Origin of the sequence: uncultured Ilumatobacter sp. (assembly GCF_963980585.1) — a bacterium.
Classification (GTDB): domain Bacteria; phylum Actinomycetota; class Acidimicrobiia; order Acidimicrobiales; family Ilumatobacteraceae; genus Ilumatobacter_A.
Genome location: NZ_CAXCAM010000010.1, coordinates 15,074 through 34,869, shown reverse-complemented (window position 1 = coordinate 34,869; position 19,796 = coordinate 15,074). Strand labels below are relative to the sequence as shown.

Here is a 19,796-nt window from a genome sequence, read left to right as displayed (position 1 = left end):
CGCTGCAGCTCTAAGCTGTACTGTCGAGGACAATGACGACGGCACCTCTGCAGGACTCGACGTTCGCGCTCTCACGACTCCTGCCATCGAAGGCACACGCCGACGTCCGCGAGTTCGGCGAACGCACCGTGGTGTGGGTTGAGTTCGAGGACTCTGACGAACTCATCCGTCTCACCTCGGGAACCTCGTCGCTCCTTGCGGTATCAATCGACACTGCGCTCGATCAACGCATTCCCCTGGTGATCATGATGTCGTGCGCCGGCGCCGACATTGTCGAGGGCATCGCAGCGCTGCACGGCTGGGGTCTCGTGGCTGCTGCACTCACGCGCTGCTCAGGCGTCATCCCGACGGCGATCATCGTCGACGGACCAGCCGTGTCCGGACCCGCACTCCTGTTGGGAATTGCCGACATTGCCGTCATGACCGCTGACAGCTACGCGTTCGTGCAGGGTCCCACCATGGTCGAGCAGTTCACCGGTGTCGGAATCGACATCGACGAACTCGGCGGTGCGGCCAACCATGCGCGTTACACCGGCGTGCCATCCGCCGTCGTCCCAGACCGGGCCGCGGCACTTGAGACGGTGGAAACGATTTTGTCGTACCTGCCGAACCATGTCGACGAAGAACCCCCTCGCTGGCCGAACGACGACCCACCGGATCGACGCTGCCCCGAGGCTGGCGAGCAGATTCCGGAATCGTCGACGGGTAGCTACGACGTCCGTCAGGTCGCCGCTGCAATCGCTGACGAAGACTCGCTGTTCGAGCTGCGCGATCGGTGGGCGGCCAACGTCGTCACCGCCTTCGCCACCATCGACGGTCGACCTGTCGGCATCGTGGCCAACCAGCCCATCTCGCTGGCTGGCACGCTCGACATTCCGGCGTCGCAGAAGTCGGCACGATTCGTCGCGTTCTGTGATGCCTTCAACGTGCCGATCATCACGCTGGTCGACACCCCCGGTTTTTACCCCGGCAAGGACCTCGAGTGGCGGGGCATGATCCGTCATGGCGCCCAGCTCGTGTACGCGTACGCCAGAGCCACGGTTCCTCGCATCTGCGTCATCTTGCGCAAGAGCTACGGCGGCGCCTACATCGTGATGGATTCCAAGACGATGGGTAACGACCTCTGCCTGGCATGGCCGTGGGCAGAGATCGCCGTGATGGGTGCCGGACAGGCTGCAGCGATTCTCGCCCGCCGCTCGACACCCGAAGAGAAGGCGGAGTTCGAACGGGACTACGCCGATCGCCTCCTCAACCCCTACGTCGCCGCCGAGCGTGGCTTCATTGACGCCGTCATTGATCCCGCCGACACGCGCGCCGAGATCTCGGCAGCACTCGCCGTGTTGGAAGACAAACGCGAAATGATCGTCGAACGCAAGCACGGCAACACGCCGCTCTAGCGCGCCGAGCTGGAACGGCCGCGTGCCAAGATCAGACGATGCCCGCATATCTGATCGCAGATACCGATGTTCACGACCCTGCCGGCTACGAGCAGTACAAGGCGTTGGCCCGCCCCATCGCCGAGAAGTTCGGTGGTGAGTACCTCGCACGCGGAGGTGAGCTGCGCGTCGATGACGACGATCTCTGGTCGCCGACTCGGATCGTGATCATCTCGTTTCCCGACTTGGCATCAGCACACGCCTTTGTCGACAGCGACGAGTACGCGCCCGTCAAAGAGATGCGCCGAAAGTATTCGAAGTCGACCATTGTCATCGTCGACGACACGATGCCCGTCCCATTGCGCCAGTCGGACGAGTCAGGCACGTAGCCCGCAGCGTCGGTGGTTTCTCTCAACGGTAATCATCCGACAATTTTGCGCATCACCAGACGCCCAGATGCATTTGATCTGGTCCGGCGAATGGGGCTGATCTGCGACCTCTGCAGGTGCGAGCTCCGCCAACAAGTGCGCAACGTTCTCACACGGGTTGGAGCACTCGCCCCGACCGCGAGTATCTTGATGCGTTCGGGCGGGGCGAACCTCTGACCGACAGTTCATCATCGTTCGAGCCCGGAGGAAGCCACAGTGCCCGAAACCATCACCATTACCGACGACCGCACCGGCAAGACCGTCACGGTCCCCATCGAGGGTGGTGTCTTCCCGTCATCGGCTTTGCGTGAGTTGGACCCGACCTTGTACTGCTACGACCCGGCGTACTTGTCCACGGCATCGACCAAGTCCTCGATCACCTACCTGGACGGCGCCAACGGAATCCTCCGGTACGGCGGCTATCCGATCGAGCAGCTGGCCGAAAAGTCCACGTACCTCGAAGTGGCGTACCTGCTCCTCAACGGTGATTTGCCGAACGAGACGCAGCTCACCGAATGGACGCACGACGTCACCCACCACACGTTCATCCACGAGAACATGCGCAAGAAGTTCGCTGAGGGCTTCCACTATGACGCCCATCCCATGGGCATGTTCGTGTCAGCAATCGCTGCGCTCGGCACCTTCTACACCGGCTCCAAGGACGTCGACGATCCCGCACAGCGCAACATCCAGATTCGCCGGCTCATTGCGAAGAGCCCGACCATCGCGGCGATGTGTTACAAGTTCTCCGTTGGCCTGCCCTACAACCAGCCGAGCAACGAGCTGTCCTACGCCGCCAACTTCTTGAACATGATGTGGAAGATCGGCGACTACGAGGTCGACCCGATTCTCGAGCGGGCGATGGATGTGTTGTTCATCCTCCACGCCGACCACGAGCAGAACTGTGGCACCACCGCAATGCGCGTCATCGGCTCCAGCCATGCTGATCCGTACTCGTCAGCTGCAGGCGCAGCCTCGGCGCTCTACGGACCGCTGCACGGTGGCGCCAACGAGGCCGTCGTTCGGATGCTCACCGAAATCGGCTCCATCGACAACGTTCCTGCATTCCTCGAGTCGGTCAAGAACGGCGAAGGCCGGCTCATGGGCTTCGGTCACCGGGTCTACAAGAACTTCGACCCCAGGGCGACGATCATCAAGGAGACCGCCTACAAGGTCTTCGAGGTCACTGGCAAGAACCCGCTGCTCGACGTTGCGCTCAAGCTCGAAGAGGCGGCTCTCGCTGACCCGTACTTCGTCGACCGCAAGCTCTACCCGAATGTCGACTTCTACTCCGGTCTGATCTACCAGGCCATGGGCTTCCCCACGTCGATGTTCACCGTGCTGTTCGCGATCCCCCGCATGGTCGGCTGGCTCGCTCACTGGCAGGAGCTGCTCAACGACCCGGCCCAGAAGATCAGCCGTCCCCGCCAGTGGTACGACGGCCCCGGCGAGCGCAACTACATCGACCTCGCCAACCGCTGACCTCAGCGCCGACGAACAGTACGCAAGCAACACGTTGCGCCGACGAATGCCCTCACAATCGGGGGTGTTCGTCGGCGCAACGCTTTTTCAGGGTCTGGTAATCAGAGGGTCGCGAGGACCGTGTTGAACGTCTGGCTGGGGCGCATGATGGCGCTGGCCTTGACTGCGTCGGGGTAGTAGTAGCCGCCGATGTCTGCCGGGCTGCCCTGGACTGCGCAGAGCTCGTCAACGATCTGCTGCTCGTTGGCGGCAAGCTCCGCCGCGATGGGAGCGAACTTCGCAGCAAGCGCTGGGTCGTCGGTCTGCCCTGCCAGCGCTTGGGCCCAGTAGAGCGCGATGTAGAAGTGGCTGCCGCGGTTGTCCAGGCTGCCGAGACGACGTGCCGGTGACTTGCCGTTCTGCAGCAACTGTCCTGTGGCCGCATCGAGTGTCTCGCCCAAGATCTTCGCGGTCTGGTTCCCGGTGACCTCTGCGAGATGCTCGAACGACACCGCGATCGCCAAGAACTCACCGAGGGAGTCCCAGCGGAGGTAGTTCTCCTTGACCAACTGTTGAACGTGCTTGGGGGCCGAGCCGCCTGCGCCGGTCTCGAAGAGTCCTCCACCGTTGAGAAGCGGGACGACCGACAGCATTTTGGCGCTCGTGCCGAGCTCGAGAATCGGAAACAGGTCGGTGTTGTAGTCACGCAACACGTTGCCCGTGACCGAGATCGTGTCTTCGCCGGCGCGCATGCGGTCGATTGAGTACTTCGTGGCATCGACCGGCGACATGATCTCGATGGTCAAACCACTGGTGTCCCCCACCAGATCACGGTCCTGCAGATACTCGTTGACCTTGGTGATCAACTGGGCGTCATGGGCACGGTTCGCGTCGAGCCAGAACACAGCCGGAACACCGGTGGCGCGAGCACGACTCACCGCGAGGCGGACCCAGTCGCGGATCGGCTCGTCCTTGACCTGGCAGGCACGAAAGATGTCACCCTCAGCCACTGCGTGTTCCATCACGGTGCTGCCGGACAACACATCAACAACGCGGATCGTGCCGGCCGAGGGCGCTTCGAAGGTCTTGTCGTGACTGCCGTACTCTTCTGCCTTCTGCGCCATGAGCCCCACATTGGGAACGGTGCCCATCGTGGTCGGGTCGTAGGCGCCATTTGCGATGCAATCATCGATAACTACCTGGTAGATCCCTGCATAGCTACTGTCGGGGATCGTTGCCTTGACGTCTTGCTGGTCGCCTGCGGCGTTCCACATCTGACCCGATGTCCGAATCATGGCAGGCATCGAGGCATCGACGATGACGTCGCTCGGCACGTGCAGGTTGGTGATGCCGTTGTCTGAGTCGACCATGGCGAGGTCAGGACCGTTCTCGATCGCCGCAGCGATGTCGGCCTCGATCTGGGCCTGCTTGTCGGCGGGCAGGTTCGACAGCGAAGAGATGACATTGCCAAGACCGTTGTTCGGGTTGGCGCCCGCTGCCGCGAGCGCGTCGCCGTGCTCGGCAAACACATCGGAGAAGTACGCACGGACTGCGTGGCCGAAGATGATGGGGTCCGAGACCTTCATCATCGTCGCCTTCAGGTGGAGCGAGAACAACACGTCCTTTGCCTTCGCATCTGCGATTTGGTCAGCGAGAAACGCACGCAGCGCGTCGACACTCATCACGGTGGAGTCAATGACTTCGTCGGCCAGCACCGGAATCGATTCCTTCAGGATCGACACCGAGCCGTCCGCAGCCACGTGCTCAATACGCAGCGTTCCGGCTTCGGACACCGTGACAGACTGTTCGTTGTGGGCAAAGTCGCCGCTCGACATCGTGGACACGTGGCTCTTGGAGTCACTTGACCAGGCGCCCATGGAGTGCGGGTTGGCCTGCGCGTAGTCCTTGACCGCCTTTGGTGCGCGACGGTCGGAGTTGCCCTGGCGGAGGACCGGATTGACCGCCGAGCCCATTGCCGTGCCGTAGGCGGCCTTGGTCGCCTGCTCGTCGTCGGTCTGGGCATCATCGGGATACTCCGGCAGGTCGTATCCCTGCGCCTGGAGTTCAGCGATAGCGGCTTTCAGCTGGGGCACAGAGGCCGAGATGTTCGGCAGCTTGATGATGTTTGCTTCAGGCGTCAGTGCCATCTCACCGAGTTCGGCCAACGCATCGGGAACGCGTTGCGCATCGGTCATCCGTTCCGGAAAGGCAGCCAGGATTCGCGCGGCGAGGGAGATGTCACGTGTCTCGACGCCAACATTTGCGGCACCAGCAAACGCCTCGATCACCGGCAGCAGCGAGTACGTCGCAAGCGCCGGGGCTTCGTCCGTGAACGTGTAGATGATCTTCGAATTGCTCAATGTGGGATCCTTCTTCGGGCAGCGACTGCAGGCAGCAGACGACTGGACACTTGTCTTTCACTTGTCTACCACGATTTTCACGCGCTTTCCCAGCCCGTCGTGAACGATTCGTCATCTCTACCGCCTCATCCACACCCCAACCGGGCACAAGCACCACGCTCGCTGAAGCGACGCGCCCGACGGGCATCTACGCTGCCCTCCAATGGACTTCGACTGGACCTCGGAACAACTCGAACTGCGTGCACGCGCCCGCGAAGTGGCAGCCGGCGGTGTTGCCAAGTACGGGCGGCACAACGATTCGTGGATGAACGGCTATTCCAAGGAGTTCGCCAAGGAAATGGCCGAGAACGGCTGGATCGGCATGACCTGGCCCACCGCATTCGGCGGCGGCGGTCAGCCCGCAATCAACCGACTGATTGTCGGCGAAGAGATGATTGCCGCCGGCGCGCCGATCGCGTCAATGTGGTTCGCCGATCGGCAGATGGGCCCGTCGCTGATCACGTACGGAACAGCTGACCAGCAGGCTGAGTTCCTTCCGCCGATGCTGTCCGGTGAAGTCACCTGGTGTATCGGCATGTCCGAGCCCGATTCAGGGTCAGACCTTGCCTCGCTCACCACAACAGCCGTGCGCGATGGCGACCACTTCGTCGTCAACGGTCAGAAGATCTGGACCAGCTTCGCCGCTGACGCTGACTACTGCTACCTCATCTGCCGGACCACCTCCGACGGGCCGCCGCACCGCGGCATCTCCGAGGTCATTGTCCCGATGGACACACCCGGCATCGAGATCCGTCGCATCAAGGACATGACCACCAACGAGCACTTCTGCGAGGTGTTCTTCACCGACGCACGCGTGCCCGTCGAGAATCTCGTCGGCGTCGAGGGCGCTGCTTTCAAACAGACGATGACCCAGCTCGAGCATGAGCGCGGCGGCATCGATCGACTCGTGTCGAACAAGGCGCTCTTCGACATGGCGGTCGAGCGAGCCGACACGACCGATGCCAAGGTTCGCCAAGAGATCGCACAGCTCGAGATCGGGTACCGCCTCGGACGCATCTTGGTGACACGCGAGACGCTGCGCCAAGCGCCCAAGGGATTCTCCGCTGCAACCAAGTGCTTCTGCACCGAACACGAGCAGCGCGTCGCCGACTTCGTTGCACGCACATTCGGCGCCGACGCGCTGTTGTGGGACGACGTGACGCAGGGCCTCGCCTACGGTCCCGGCTACACGATCATGGGCGGCACCTCGAACATCATGCGCAACATCTTGGGCGAGCGCGTGCTCGGCTTGCCTCGCGAACCGCGCAACTGACCTGGCCCCGCCGCTGCACACGCTGACGTCGGCGACACCGAACGAAACGGCGCCTGCGATCAGGGCCGAATGGCGGTCCGCAACACGACCTCGCCCGAGGAACCCTGTCCGGGATCGTTCCCACCGGCCGCTTCTTCGAGGGTGATCGTGAAAAGTTCGATCCGATCGAGTTCGACCCCCGCCCACAGCGTGACGTTGCTGCCCTCGTGGAACGTGCCCACCGGAAGCAGATCGCCATCGGCAGTGCGCACCCAGCCCTCATAGAACTTTCCATCATCGCGCCGCGGGAGTCCAGGTGCGTCAAGATCAATTCGCAGCCCGGAGTCGAATGACGTGACGTCGATGTTGCCTCCCACATCCGGCACCAGCCCGGTCGAGGTGAGCTCAGCAGAGAACGCGTCGGTACCAATCTCGGCACCGCTGAGTGCACTGAGGACGATGATGCCGCCGAACAGGAACGTGATCGCGGCCGCTGCGCCGACGAGCGCTGGGCGGAACCACGTACGACGAGGAGCAGCCCCGAGCGACACCGGGCTCGACACCGGGTCGGGGTCGTCTCCGAGGGTGGCTTCGCTGCGAACCGCAGCGACGACTCGATCACTGAGTCCGGATGGCGGCTCGACCCACGTCGATGCGTCAGCGAGCAACGCCACAATGTCGGCATCGAGCACGCCGTCCAGATTGTCTGAGTTGTCGGAGTTGTTGCTGTCGTTCATCGCCCTGCCCGGTTCCGGAGCGTCATGTCCTGATCATCGCTACGTCGCGAATCGCCAAACGGTTCGGGGTGTCGATCTGCTGCATGCCGCATCACTGGTCGACGTCCTGTCGGAGGTGGCCGAGTCGCGTTGCCAGACGTCGGTGCGCACGATGCGAACGGGACTTCACCGTGCCGACCGCAACGCCGAGCTGCTCGGCGATTTCACTGTGCGTGTGACCCTGAAGGTGCTGCAGCCGGATGACCTCGCGTTCGTTTGGATCAAGGCTGTCGATCGCTGTTCGCACGCTCCATACGGTCTCGATCTGTTCGGCACTTGGCGGCAATGTGACGAGCGCACTGTCTGACGGGTCGGCATGATCAATCGCCTCGGTCGGGCGCCGCTGCTCTTTGCGGAGCGCATCGATGGCAGCGCGGCGAGCGATCGTGGCCAACCACGGTGCAAAATCCCGACCTGCATCGAAGTGATCGGCATGACGCCACGCCTGGAGAAACACGTGCTGCGTGACGTCTTCGGCACGTTGCCCGTCACCCAGTATCCGGTGGGCGACGGTGAATACCAGCCCGCCGAATCGCTCGTACATCGTGCGCACTGCGTCTTCGTCGCCGTCACGGAAGGCAAGCGCAAGTTCGGTGTCACGTTGTACCTCGTGCGGCGGACGGAACTGCTCCATGACCGACGCCAGCGTATTCGTTCCAAGCGTCCAAACTACGGACACGCGCGACGGGAAAGCCCCGGTCGCGTGCTCGACCGAAAACGACAACGGCCCGCAACACCATTGGTGTTCCGGGCCGAACTGGTCGTTGTGGTGGGCATGACGGGACTCGAACCCGGGACCTCTACCGTGTCATGGTAGCGCTCTAACCAACTGAGCTACACGCCCGTAGCGGACGACAGAATACCACTTACACACCCGCTCCCCACCCGGGCTGCCAGCTTTCGATTCGGGACTGTGGAACGGCGCTACGTTCGAGATCGTGACCGAATTCGACCTTGCCCTCACCATTCTTCGCCTTGCCGCTGGCCTCACCTTGGCAGCACACGGCGTCAACAAGATCAAAGGTGGGCTTGACGGTGTGGCCGGATGGTTCGACAGCATGGGGATGCGTCCAGGAAAGATCCACGCCCGATTCGCTGCATTCGGAGAGGTACTCGCCGGCCTGTTTCTCGCTGCCGGCCTCCTCACGACATTTGCCTGCTTGGGCTTCGTGGGGCTGATGACCGTTGCCGCGGTCACCGTGCACGTGGAGAAGGGTTTCTTCATCCTCGATGAGGGTTGGGAGTACGTGTTCATCCTCAGTGTGATTGCCATCACGATTGCCCTACTCGGGCCAGGCGGCTGGTCCCTCGACGCTGCGGTCGGCATCGACGACGACCTCGACGGCTTTGTCGGCTTGGCAATCGCTGGTGGCGGCGGGCTTGTGGCGGCGGCCGGGTTGCTCGCTGCGTTCTACCGGCCGCCGAAGGCCAACACGGAGACCGACGCCTGACGCTCAGTCGCGCAGGCGAACCGAAATGTCGTTCGCCATCAGCCGACCAGAGCGGGTGAGCACCACACGCTCGGGTTCCGTCGGATGCTCGACGACCATGTCACCCACCAATTCCAGCGTTGCCTCGTCGAAGGCTGATCGCTCGACACCGTCGCGCGTGCGCAACGTCAACTGCTGGCCCTCGGATCGACGTTGATTGACATCGAGCGTCTCCGACGAAGCCTCGACCGAGACACCGGCATTCACCGCGTCGATGTAACGGTCGGGGGTGCGGATGTTCCACCACCGGCGACCGTCGGCGTGTGAGTGCGCAGCACACCCAAAGCCGCGATAGTTCTGCTGACGCCAGTACAGAAAGTTGTGCCGCGACTCATGTCCGGGCACAGCCCAGTTCGACACCTCATAGTTGGCAAGGCCAGCCGCTGTCAGCTGTTCGTCGACGAATTCGTATTTGTCCGCTTGATCGTCGTCATCGGGGTGGCGATCCGGCTGAGCCGCAAGCGGGGTTCCGGCCTCGACCGTCAGCCCATACGCCGACACGTGAGGCGGGTCGAGCGCCAGCGCACCAGCGACCGTGTCTTGCCAGTCGACCATCGACTCGCCGGCCGCTCCGTAGATCAGGTCGAGATTGAATGTGGGCACGCCAACATCCCGAATCGCCTCGACCGACCGAGCGACGTTGTCTCGATCGTGAGTCCGCCCGAGAGCGGTCAACACGTGTGCGGACATCGATTGCACGCCGACACTCACTCGGTTCACTCCCCCATCGACAAACGAGCGCAGCATGGCCACGTCGACATCATCGGGGTTGCACTCGACGGTCACTTCTGCGTCGGGTGAGCGCGGGATCGACCCGATGACATCCGCGAGGTCATCGGGCGGCACCAGCGTCGGAGTCCCACCGCCGACAAAGATCGTGTCAGCGACCGGCATGCCCCCTTCAACGGCACGGCCGATCTCACGGCGCAGCGCCGCGAGATACGCATCAATGAGGTGGTGCCGATCGGTCCAGGTCGCAAACGCGCAGTAGTCGCATTTCGATGAGCAGAACGGAATGTGGAGATAGACGCCAAACATCAGCGTTCTTGGTGCCCCATGAGATCAGGGTACGCCGAGGCCGGGCGAGCGGCGCCGGCTCGACGCGCGATCAGACCGGCCTGAAGAGCAAGTCGAGCGCCGCGAGGCGGTCTCCCACCTGGTCGACCGGCACATCAAGCATCGCCGCAATAGCGCGTGTGTCGTCGCCGCGAACCGTGATGACCCGGCCGTTGAAGTCTTGACGCTGCACCTGGATGAGACGGAGGTACCGCGCCAGCATCTCGAAGGGCGATCCGCTCAACTGCACAAGCTTCGACACATCAATAGCCAGCCTCTTATTGGTCGGCGAATCGATGGCCGCCGCCTCAAAACCGGTCGCTTCCCGCGGGAGCAACTGCTCGATCGGCACGTTGTAGAACTGGGCCAGCCGATCGAGGCGCGGGACCGACAACGCCCGCTCGCCACGTTCGTAAGCGCCCAAGACAGAGGCCTTGAATTCTTGCGTCGACTGAGCTTCGACTTCCTGCAGCGACAGCCGCTTTTGCTTACGGATCACTCGCAGCCGCTCGCCCACCTGTTGACTGTACGCCGAGGGAGCATCGTCGTCGAGAATCACCATGAAAAATCAGCCTCGCAGCAGTCGTGCCCGCCACTAAACCGCGGAGCGTGTTGATCTGGTCACCTGATTCTAGATCGAATCGGAGCCGAACCCACGCTTCAGCGGGAGTTCGACACACAGAGAGTGGCCGCCACGAGGACTGCCGTTTCGGTGCGCAGAACGTTGTGACCCAGTTGGACCTGGGCGGTGGCAATGGCGAGTTCGCTCGGCGACCACCCGCCCTCCGGGCCGACCGAGATGAACGTGTCACCAACTGCGATATCGCGTCCGCCGGGCTCAGCGACGACCGACGATGCCAGCACATCGAGCGCGGGCACCGGTGGTCGCACCTCGGGCAGCCAGACCCGGCGGCTCTGCCGGGCTGCCTCGTGTGCGATGCGATTGAGCCGCTCGACCTGCTTCGCTGCGCGCTCGGCCTTCCATCGCACCACCGAACGTTCGGCGTGGAGGAATTGCACGGTGTCAATGCCAATTTCGACAGCCTTCTGGACCAACCAGTCAACTCGATCGCCCTTCGGAATTGCTGTCGCGATGGTCAGCGGTGGATGCGGTCGCGGTGTCACCACAACGGGACCGACGGGTTCGAGCGCGAGCGAGCCCCCTGCATGAATCACCCCCGCCAGCCTCCAGCGACCAACTCCATCGCTGACACTGACGCGCTCGCCCTCGCTCAGCCGCAACACCCGCGTCAGATGGTGTTCCGTATCGCTGTCGAGGACGATCGGGCCATCGATGTCAAGAACGTCACCGGCGACGAAGATCTGCGTCGACGCCGACCGACGCTCCTCGTCAACGGTCATGATGTCAACCGATCAAGAAAACGCCGACTTGATTCGCGAGAACAAGCCCTCTTTGCCGTTGCCGACAACTTCGCCCCGCCCCTCGGCGTACGAGGTCAGCAAAGCAACTTCGTCATCGGTCAGCTTCGTGGGCACATCGACGCGGATGCGCGCGATCAGGTCGCCACGCCCGCGGCCGTGAAGGTGCGGAACGCCGCGTTGGCGCAGCACAAACTCCCGGCCCGACTGTGTGCCTGCAGGAACAACCAGGGCTTCATCGCCGTCAAGCGTTTCGAGAGTGAGCGACGTGCCGAGCGAGGCCTGCGCAATCGAGATACCGACGTCGGTGACAAGATCGTTCCCATCGCGCTCGTACCGCTCGTGCGGTGCCACTCGCAGATGCACATAGAGATCCCCGTTGCCGCCGCGGCGCGGGCCCGCTGCCCCACGCCCGGTCAGCCGCAGCGTGGACCCGGTGTCGACGCCCGCGGGGACATCGACCTGATACGTCTTGTCGACGGTGACACGACCTTGGCCACGACATGCTGAGCAGGGAGTGGCGATGACTTCGCCCATGCCGCCACACCGGCCACACGGGCTTGCGGTGACCATCTGACCAAGCAGGCTCTGACGCACGCGCTGCACTTGTCCCGAACCGCCGCAGTCGCTGCAGCTGACCGGCTTGGTTCCCTCGCCCGCACCGCTGCCATCGCAGTCGTCGCACCGAACCGGCAGTTTCAAGTCGACGCTGACTTGGTCGCCGAACACCGCTTGCTCCAGCGTCAGGTCAGCGACAATCTCAAGGTCTTGGCCGCGTGGCGGTCCACTCGGACCACGCTGGCGAGCACCCCCGCCGCCGCTGAAGAACGCGTCGAAGATGTCGCCAAGACCGCCGCCGAACATGTCCTCGCCCGACTGGCCCCCGCCGGAGCCGCCGCCGACACCGGCTTCGCCGAACTGGTCGTAGCGCTGACGCTGCTGGTCGTCGGAGAGCACCTGATAGGCACGAGCGACTTCTTTGAACTGCGCTTCTGCTTCCGCATCGTCCGGATTCGCGTCGGGATGAAGCTCGCGGGCGCGTTTTCGGTATGCCTTCTTGATTTCGTCCGCGCTCGCGCCGCGCGAAACACCCAAGAGTTCGTAGAAGTCAGCCATGACGCCCTACATGATGCCGTGAAAAGTGCGGTGCGAGACGGTCGGACTGGTGGCCGACCGAGACATCAGCCCTCTTCGATGCGGTGACCGAGCTGTTCGCTGACGACTTCGACCGTGGCAAGCGCCTGGGGATAGTTCATCCTGGTCGGCCCGAGCACACCGACTGAACCCAGGTGCTCACCGTCGACCACAACCGGTGCGACCACGACCGAGCAGGCCGACAGCGGCTCAACTCCGTGCTCGAGCCCAATGGCAACCGACATACCGCGGCCAACAATGTCACTGACGAGCGAGACCACGACGAACTGCTGCTCCAGGGTGTGCAGTACCGACCTGACGACCTCAACCGCATCGAACGCGTCGGCCACGGCAGACACACCACCGGTAAACACCTGATCGCCCGCACCCAGTTGCAAGAGCCCTTGCAGGCCGGCCTGGGTCAGCCGATCGACCGATGCATCGCTGGTTGGGCTGACCTGCGTCACCGCGCCGAGCACCGAGCCCGACAGTCCTGCTGACAAGTGAGCCGACGCCGTAGCGAGGCAAACATCGTCGTCGAGTTCGTCAATCTCAATACTGACGTTCTCGACCGTGCCATTGGCGAACACGGCGACGACGGTCGCCATCGTCGATGACAGCGAGACAATCTGGACACGGCGAATCGGGATGGCTTCCGCCTTCGGGCCAACGACGACCGCGGCGTTGTTCGTCAGTTCGGCGAGCAGATTCGACGTCTGGTGCAGCATCTCTTCGAGCCGACCGTGGGCTGCGGAGAAGAAGTCACCGACCTGGCGGGTCGTGGCTTTGTCGAGGCGGCCAGGCGTTGTGAGATGGTCGACGTAGTACCGGTACCCCTTGTCGGTCGGGACGCGGCCCGCCGAGGTGTGCGGCTGCACCAAAAAACCTTCGGACTCAAGATGGCTCATCTCACTGCGCACGGTCGCCGAGGAGACCTGAATGTTTCGCGCTGCAGCGATATGCGTCGATCCGACCGGCTGCGCGGTGGCGATGTACTCCTGGATCACCGCGCTGAGAATGGCGGTCTTGCGATCGTCCAACATTGTGGAGGTCATCCTACTTCGCCCGCCGATGAGCCAGATCGGCGCTCACGCGTCGCGCAGCATTCGGAGTCGGCGGAGGGCTTCCTCGCGTTCAACTCCATGGTCCACCATCGGCTCGGCGGAAGTTTTCACCCAACGGTCGACATATTCACCGCGACGGTCGTACCGCTCTTGCTGCGTCGTCGGATTGAACACACGAAAGTATGGCGATGCATCGGTGCCCGTGCCGGCAGCCCATTGCCAGCCGTGATTGTTGGAGGCAATGTCGCCGTCGAGCAGGTGCTGCATGAACCACCGCGCACCCCACTGCCAGGGCAGGTGCAGATCCTTGACGAGAAAGCTCGCCACGATCATGCGGACTCTGTTGTGCATCCAGCCCGTCGCGAGGAGTTGACGCAGACCAGCGTCGACGATGCCAAAACCGGTCTCGCCTGCCGTCCACTGATCGAAGCGGCGGCGTGCGGCGGTGTCGGTGTCGACGGGCATTGCATCGAATCGGGTATTGAGGTTCTTCCAGGCGGTGTGGGGCTGGGTGAACAGCACGTCGGCGTAGAAGTCGCGCCATGCCAGTTCGCTCGAAAACACCATGGCGCCGTCGTCCTTCGGGCCCGACAGATCCAGATCCGCCAAGAGCGTGCGGGGGTGGATGGTGCCCCACTTCAGGTCAGGGGACAAGTGACTGGTGCCGGCAAGCGCCGGCTGATCGCGCAAATCGTTATAGGCACTGACGCCCGATCGCATCGTGCCGTCCGCAGCAGAGGCCGCGTCGAGAAACGACGCCCAACGATCAAGTGCAGCAGCCTCACCAACAGACGGCAGGCGGCATCCTGGCTCCGGCGGGTCGAAGAGCGGGTGGCAGTATTCATCCAGTGCCGATGTCGGTGCCCAGGCCATGTCGCCGCCAGGGTCCGGGGCCGGAGGCTCCACACCGGCCTGTCGCCAGATCTTCGAGAACGGAGTGAACACCTTGTACGGGGTGCCGTCCCCCTTGAGTACGCGACCAGGATCGACGGCATACGGCGAACCGACGCCGGTGAGCGAACGTCCCTGTTCGGCCAACGCTGCCGCGACCAATGTGTCGCGTTGCCGGCCGTAGGGCGCATAGTCCCGACTCACGTACACGGTGCTCGCATCGAACGCAGCAGCAATTGCCGGAACCTCGACGGCTGGGTCGCCGTGTCGGATCAGCAACCGAGATCCAAACCGGTCGCGAATCTGTTGGTCGAGATGATTCAGGATCCCATGGAGCAAGGCTCGCCGAGGCGCTCCGGCGCGAGCGAAGCCTGGATCAATGACGAAGAGCGGCACCACGGTCTGGTTGTCGGATCCGGCGGCGAGCAACGCTGGAAGGTCGCCAATCCGAAGATCCCGACGGAACCACATGAGCGAGCGCTTAGTCACTGCTCGTTTCTACCGCGTCCATGCGCACGGCGTCGCTTTCAACTGCCGATCACTCGACGCCACCAAGCATTCCGGAAGACACCGTGCGGGTCGAGACGTGTGGCCAAGTCAACGAAATCGTCAAACATCTCGTATGCCGTCGCCGGATCGAAGAGTTCGGCGTGAAAAAACTTGCCCCAATGCGGCCGCGGCGCAAAGGGTTCGAGTGCCTGCTGCACAGTCCGGACCGCGTTGTCGTTGTCCCCGGCAAACCACGTGAAGTGAAAGCCGACCGATGCGCGGTGATAATGCGGGCTCATCCACATCTCATCGGCCGCAATCGCCCGCACCTCAGCAACCATCAAGCGGTCGGAGAAGTCGGCAGACGCCCGACGAAGAGCATCAAAGGCCGCGTTCCCATCGACGGCGTCGACAAAAAACTCAGACTGGACTTCGTTGCCTGCGCTCGGAGTGAAGCCCATCCGGAAGTGCGGCAGACGCTCGCTCCACAGCCCGGGCTCACCCAATTGTCTGGTGCACGACGACGCGTCGAGACCTGGGACGGGGTGGTGTTGCATCGTTGCGGCCGGAGCATCAAGAAAGGTCGACCGCGGCGACATTGATCGGTCGCTTCCGTCGGTACGACGCTTGATCCACACCTGCCCAACCTGTCCTCCCAGCGAGCCGGCGAACGTCGTGAAGATGCTCACGCTGTAGGCGGCGTTCAGAATCATGCCGAGTTGATCAACGGCGAGGTCGAGCGGCAAGTCGTCATACACATGCTGCGCAATGTCGTAGTCGAAGTCAACATCGAGCGTGACTGTGGTGATCATGCCGAGGGCACCCAGTGACACCACCATGCCCTCAAAGTCAGGCGTCTGCCGATCGACACCGATGATCTCGCCGGACGACGCAATGAACTCGAGCCCGGCAACCGACGTCGCGAGATTCCCGTGCGCCGCGCCCGAGCCATGAGTCCCTGTCGAGATCGCGCCGGCGACCGAGATGTGCGGCAAGGAGGCAAGGTTGCGCAGCGCCGCACCGTGTGGGCGCAGCGACCGAGCAACATCTGCATAGAGCGCTGTGCCGGACACGGTGATCGACCGCGCGTCGGCATCGAACTCCGGCGGTCGGTCGATGTCGCTCAGGTCGATCAGATCAACCGCATCAGCGATGTCCGTGAACGAGTGTCGGGAACCGATGCCACGCACGCTCGGGGACTCGCGCACGATCGACGCTGCCTCATCAACGGTTCGCGGCCGATGAATCGTTCCGGCATAGGAGTGGTTGCCCGCCCAGTTCGTTTCGCTTGTCGTCGACGGACCCTGAGTCATTGTCCGTCATTCTCCCGCACACGGCCGCGTTCGTCGATCATCGCGCCAGAGCAGTCTCAGCACGCCGCCGCGCCGTCGCCAGCCAGTACACGCTGGCGGCTGCGACGACCAACAGGCTGATCACGCTGCCATAGCCAAGTGCCCATTCCACGCTGACCTGATCGGCGATGACACCGGTGATGGGCCCGCCGATCGGCGTCGAACCGAGAAACACGACTGCTTGGAGTGCCATCAGGCGGCCGCGCATATCGCTGGGACTCTCTTGTTGCATGATCGCGTTCGCCGCGGTGATGAAGCCTGAAGCTCCAAGTCCCATCGGCATCGCCCACAGAAACGCCACCCAGATGTTGGGCGCCCAGGCAATTCCAATCGCGGTGACCGACAACACGACCGCGTTACCGAAGTACCAGCGCAAGCTCACGTGGCGGAGACGCGCCGTGAGGAGCGCGCCGGTCAGCGAACCGACCGACATCACGCCGAGCACATAGCCAAAGGATTGGTCTCCACCCCACTTCAGATCAGCGAGTTTCGGGAAGACCACCTGCTGGTTGAACGCAAAGGTCGACACGACGAGCAACACAACAAACAGCACCAGGAGGTTGCGCCGCCCGACGATGAAGCGCAGTGCGTCTCGCACCGGCTGGCCGCCCTTTGGCCGAGGCGGAGAGGAATGCATCTCGTTGGTCCTGAGCGCGGTCAGCGAGAAAATGATTGCCGAGAACGTGGCACCGTTCAGGAGAAAACACACACCTGTACCCAAGGCTCCAACGAGCACCGCCCCGATCGCCGGCCCGACGATGCGCGATGACGTCATCACCGCGGTATTCAGCGATGTGGCGTTGGTGATCTCTTCGGGCGGCACCAGTTCGGTGACGAGGCTCCGCCGGGCAGGATTGTCGAACGCATTTGCCACACCGAGCGCCAACGACATCGCGTACACCAGCGGCAGGTTGATCAGTCCGGTCACGTCGAGCAGACCAATGGCAAACGCCTGCGCCGCCATCGCCGACTGCGTGACGATCGCCATTTTGCGCTTGTCGAGCGCATCAGCAATCGACCCTGCCCACGCACCGAGAAACAACATCGGGAGGAACTGCAGGCCGATGCTGATGCTGACCGACGTCGATTCGCCGGTGAGCCGGAACACCAGAAGTGACATCACCGTGAGCTGCATCCAAGTGCCCACGTTCGAAACAAGAAGCCCCCCGAAAAAGAGCCGCACGTTCCGGTATTTCAGTGACCGAAAGGTGGTGGCTCCGAATCGAGACCGTTCGATCGGGGAACCGCTGGCAGGTCGCCGAGACGATCGAGATGCCACCGGATCACGAGGATCAGTTGGCAAGGAGCTCACAAGGTGCATCGTTAGCACGCACACCCGATGCTTGACGATGCGGTGCCTGACCCGCCGCCGTCCTGTCGCCGACTAATCGTCGAGCTTGAGCGCGTCGATGAAGACGTCGCCGGGCACTTCGACCCGACCGATCGACTTCATCTTCTTCTTGCCCTCTTTTTGCTTCTCGAGCAGCTTGCGCTTCCGCGTGATGTCACCGCCGTAACACTTGGCCGTGACGTCCTTACGCTTGGCCTTCACCGTTTCGCGGCTGATGATCTTGCCGCCGATTGCTGACTGGATCGGCACATCAAACATCTGTCGCGGGATGAGCTCTTTGAGCTTCTCGCACATACGGCTGCCGTAGGCGTAAGCCTTGTCACGGTGCACGATCGTGCTGAAGGCATCAGCCGGGATCGCGTTCAGGAGCAGGTCGACCTTGACTAAATTGCTCTTGCGGTAACCGGCGAGCTCGTAGTCGAGGCTGGCATAGCCCTTCGTCCGCGACTTCATCTGGTCGAAGAAGTCGACAACCACTTCGGCGAGCGGCACCTCGTAGACGAGTTCCACCCGCTCAGGCGAGAGGTACTCCATCTTCTTCATCTCGCCCCGCCGGGTCTGGCAGAGATCCATCAACGGTCCCGTGTAGTCGGTAGGCGTGATGATCGAGAGCTTGAAGAACGGTTCCTCGACGAAGTCGATGCTCTGCGCTTCGGGCAGATCGGCTGGGTTGTCCACCTTTATCTGCGTACCGTTGGTCTTGGTCACGAGGTACTCGACGCTCGGGGCGGTGGCGATGAGTGCGAGGTCGAACTCGCGCTCGAGACGTTCCTTGACGATCTCCATGTGGAGCAGGCCAAGGAATCCACATCGGAAACCGAAGCCGAGCGCGCCCGATGACTCGGGCGTGTAGGTGATCGAGGCGTCATTGAGCTTGAGCTTGCCGAGCGCTTCGCGCAGCGTCTCGAAGTCGTCACCATCGATCGGGAACAAGCCGGAAAACACCATCGGCAGCGGCTCGCGGTAGCCAGGAAGCGCTTCGGTCGAGCCGTGCACCGCGGTGGTGACAGTTTCGCCCGACTTGGCATCGCCCACTTCCTTGATGCCCGCAATGAGATACCCGACCTCGCCCGGACCGAGCTCTTGACATGGCGTCATCACGGGCTCGCGCGCACCGATCTCGATCGCCTCGTGCTGGGCGCCCGCGTTGATGAACTCGACCTTCGTGTTGGCCTGCAGCTTGCCGTTCATGATGCGGATCGACGAAACGACGCCGCGGTATTGGTCGAACTGGGAATCGAAGATCAGACCTTGGAGCGGAGCATCCGGGTCGCCCAGCGGTGCGGGAATGCGCTCGATGATGGCGTCGAGCAGGTCGGGTACACCGACGCCGGTCTTGGCTGACATTGGGATGATCTCGTCGCGCGGGATCCCGAGCACGGTCTCGATCTCACCTGCGTAACGGTCGACGTCGGCGGCAGGCAGATCGATTTTGTTGAGCACTGCCACGATCTCAAGGTCGTTCTCGAGGGCCAGGTAACAATTCGCAAGCGTCTGGGCTTCGATGCCCTGCGCAGCATCGACAACGAGCACCACGCCTTCACACGCGGCCAGGCTGCGGCTGACTTCGTATCCGAAGTCAACGTGTCCCGGCGTGTCGATGAGATGGAACGTGTGTCCCTTCCATGGGACGCGGACGTTTTGCGCCTTGATCGTGATGCCACGCTCACGCTCAAGGTCCATTGAGTCGAGGTACTGGGCCTTCATGTCGCGTGTCTGCACCGCCCCAGTGATCTCGAGGATGCGGTCCGACAGCGTCGATTTACCGTGATCGATGTGCGCGATGATCGAGAAGTTCCGGATCTTGTCCAGAGTCAGCGCTGAGTTGGTGCCGTTCATGACGTACCCAACGCTATCTGGCAGCGGTTGCGGTGAGCTTGTCCCGTCCCTGCTGCGA

Annotated in this window: 17 protein-coding genes and 1 tRNA gene; 5 read left to right on the top strand and 13 right to left on the bottom strand. The window is 62.8% G+C overall.

Going from position 1 to position 19,796, the window contains the following annotated elements:
- Positions 1 to 32: 32 nt before the first annotated feature.
- The 3 genes from ACH2DW_RS05130 to ACH2DW_RS05120 all read left to right on the top strand — a co-directional run bounded on the left by ACH2DW_RS05130 (position 33) and on the right by ACH2DW_RS05120 (position 3,286).
- A complete protein-coding gene (locus ACH2DW_RS05130; protein ID WP_394928643.1) occupies positions 33 to 1,397 on the top strand; it encodes an acyl-CoA carboxylase subunit beta in 1,365 nt (454 codons plus the stop codon).
- 38 nt (positions 1,398 to 1,435) lie between these two features.
- Entirely contained in the window at positions 1,436 to 1,765 is a 330-nt protein-coding gene (locus tag ACH2DW_RS05125) for a DUF1330 domain-containing protein (RefSeq protein WP_394928642.1), read from the top strand.
- 255 nt (positions 1,766 to 2,020) lie between these two features.
- Entirely contained in the window at positions 2,021 to 3,286 is a 1,266-nt protein-coding gene (locus tag ACH2DW_RS05120) for a citrate synthase (RefSeq protein ID WP_394928641.1), read from the top strand.
- A gap of 101 nt (positions 3,287 to 3,387) precedes the next feature.
- Here the strand turns inward: ACH2DW_RS05120 and ACH2DW_RS05115 are convergent, their stop codons facing one another.
- Positions 3,388 to 5,625: an NADP-dependent isocitrate dehydrogenase gene (locus ACH2DW_RS05115; RefSeq protein ID WP_394928640.1), complete on the bottom strand. Its 2,238-nt coding sequence runs from the start codon at positions 5,623 to 5,625 to the stop codon at positions 3,388 to 3,390.
- A 202-nt stretch (positions 5,626 to 5,827) separates the two neighbouring features.
- Here ACH2DW_RS05115 and ACH2DW_RS05110 point away from each other — a divergent pair, with 202 nt between their 5' ends.
- Positions 5,828 to 6,937 (top strand): acyl-CoA dehydrogenase family protein, encoded by a 1,110-nt coding sequence (locus ACH2DW_RS05110; protein WP_394928639.1) that lies wholly within the window; start codon positions 5,828 to 5,830, stop codon positions 6,935 to 6,937.
- A gap of 59 nt (positions 6,938 to 6,996) precedes the next feature.
- On the opposite strand, the gene ACH2DW_RS05105 is transcribed toward ACH2DW_RS05110, so the two are convergent.
- From ACH2DW_RS05105 to ACH2DW_RS05095, 3 genes are all read right to left on the bottom strand, one after another.
- The gene (locus tag ACH2DW_RS05105; protein WP_394928638.1) at positions 6,997 to 7,653 is read right to left on the bottom strand and encodes an anti-sigma factor; all 657 of its coding nucleotides are present in this window, start codon (positions 7,651 to 7,653) and stop codon (positions 6,997 to 6,999) included.
- Positions 7,654 to 7,744: 91 nt separating this feature from the next.
- Entirely contained in the window at positions 7,745 to 8,326 is a 582-nt protein-coding gene (locus ACH2DW_RS05100) for an RNA polymerase sigma factor (RefSeq protein WP_394928637.1), read from the bottom strand.
- Between the two features lie 133 nt (positions 8,327 to 8,459).
- Positions 8,460 to 8,536 (bottom strand) — tRNA-Val (locus ACH2DW_RS05095).
- Between the two features lie 94 nt (positions 8,537 to 8,630).
- Here ACH2DW_RS05095 and ACH2DW_RS05090 point away from each other — a divergent pair.
- Positions 8,631 to 9,143: a DoxX family protein gene (locus ACH2DW_RS05090; protein ID WP_394928636.1), complete on the top strand. Its 513-nt coding sequence runs from the start codon at positions 8,631 to 8,633 to the stop codon at positions 9,141 to 9,143.
- A 3-nt stretch (positions 9,144 to 9,146) separates the two neighbouring features.
- On the opposite strand, the gene hemW is transcribed toward ACH2DW_RS05090, so the two are convergent.
- The 9 genes from hemW to lepA all read right to left on the bottom strand — a co-directional run bounded on the left by hemW (position 9,147) and on the right by lepA (position 19,738).
- Positions 9,147 to 10,220 carry a radical SAM family heme chaperone HemW gene (gene hemW, locus ACH2DW_RS05085; protein WP_394928635.1) on the bottom strand — a complete coding sequence of 358 codons (1,074 nt, stop codon included), beginning with the start codon at positions 10,218 to 10,220 and terminating at the stop codon, positions 9,147 to 9,149.
- Between the two features lie 70 nt (positions 10,221 to 10,290).
- Positions 10,291 to 10,800, bottom strand: coding sequence for a transcriptional regulator (locus ACH2DW_RS05080; RefSeq protein WP_394928634.1), 510 nt, complete (start codon positions 10,798 to 10,800; stop codon positions 10,291 to 10,293).
- 98 nt (positions 10,801 to 10,898) lie between these two features.
- Positions 10,899 to 11,600 (bottom strand): RsmE family RNA methyltransferase, encoded by a 702-nt coding sequence (locus ACH2DW_RS05075; RefSeq protein WP_394928633.1) that lies wholly within the window; start codon positions 11,598 to 11,600, stop codon positions 10,899 to 10,901.
- A 12-nt stretch (positions 11,601 to 11,612) separates the two neighbouring features.
- Complete coding sequence (gene dnaJ, locus ACH2DW_RS05070) at positions 11,613 to 12,734, bottom strand: molecular chaperone DnaJ (protein WP_394928632.1); 1,122 nt, start codon at positions 12,732 to 12,734, stop codon at positions 11,613 to 11,615.
- A 65-nt stretch (positions 12,735 to 12,799) separates the two neighbouring features.
- Positions 12,800 to 13,795 carry a heat-inducible transcriptional repressor HrcA gene (hrcA, locus tag ACH2DW_RS05065; RefSeq protein WP_394928631.1) on the bottom strand — a complete coding sequence of 332 codons (996 nt, stop codon included), beginning with the start codon at positions 13,793 to 13,795 and terminating at the stop codon, positions 12,800 to 12,802.
- A 45-nt stretch (positions 13,796 to 13,840) separates the two neighbouring features.
- Positions 13,841 to 15,178 (bottom strand): cryptochrome/photolyase family protein, encoded by a 1,338-nt coding sequence (locus ACH2DW_RS05060; protein ID WP_394928679.1) that lies wholly within the window; start codon positions 15,176 to 15,178, stop codon positions 13,841 to 13,843.
- 56 nt (positions 15,179 to 15,234) lie between these two features.
- A complete protein-coding gene (locus ACH2DW_RS05055; protein ID WP_394928630.1) occupies positions 15,235 to 16,509 on the bottom strand; it encodes a D-arabinono-1,4-lactone oxidase in 1,275 nt (424 codons plus the stop codon).
- A gap of 37 nt (positions 16,510 to 16,546) precedes the next feature.
- Positions 16,547 to 17,869, bottom strand: a complete 1,323-nt coding sequence (locus tag ACH2DW_RS05050; protein WP_394928629.1) for an MFS transporter — start codon at positions 17,867 to 17,869, stop codon at positions 16,547 to 16,549.
- 63 nt (positions 17,870 to 17,932) lie between these two features.
- The gene (gene lepA, locus ACH2DW_RS05045) at positions 17,933 to 19,738 is read right to left on the bottom strand and encodes a translation elongation factor 4 (protein ID WP_394928628.1); all 1,806 of its coding nucleotides are present in this window, start codon (positions 19,736 to 19,738) and stop codon (positions 17,933 to 17,935) included.
- Positions 19,739 to 19,796: the final 58 nt, after the last annotated feature.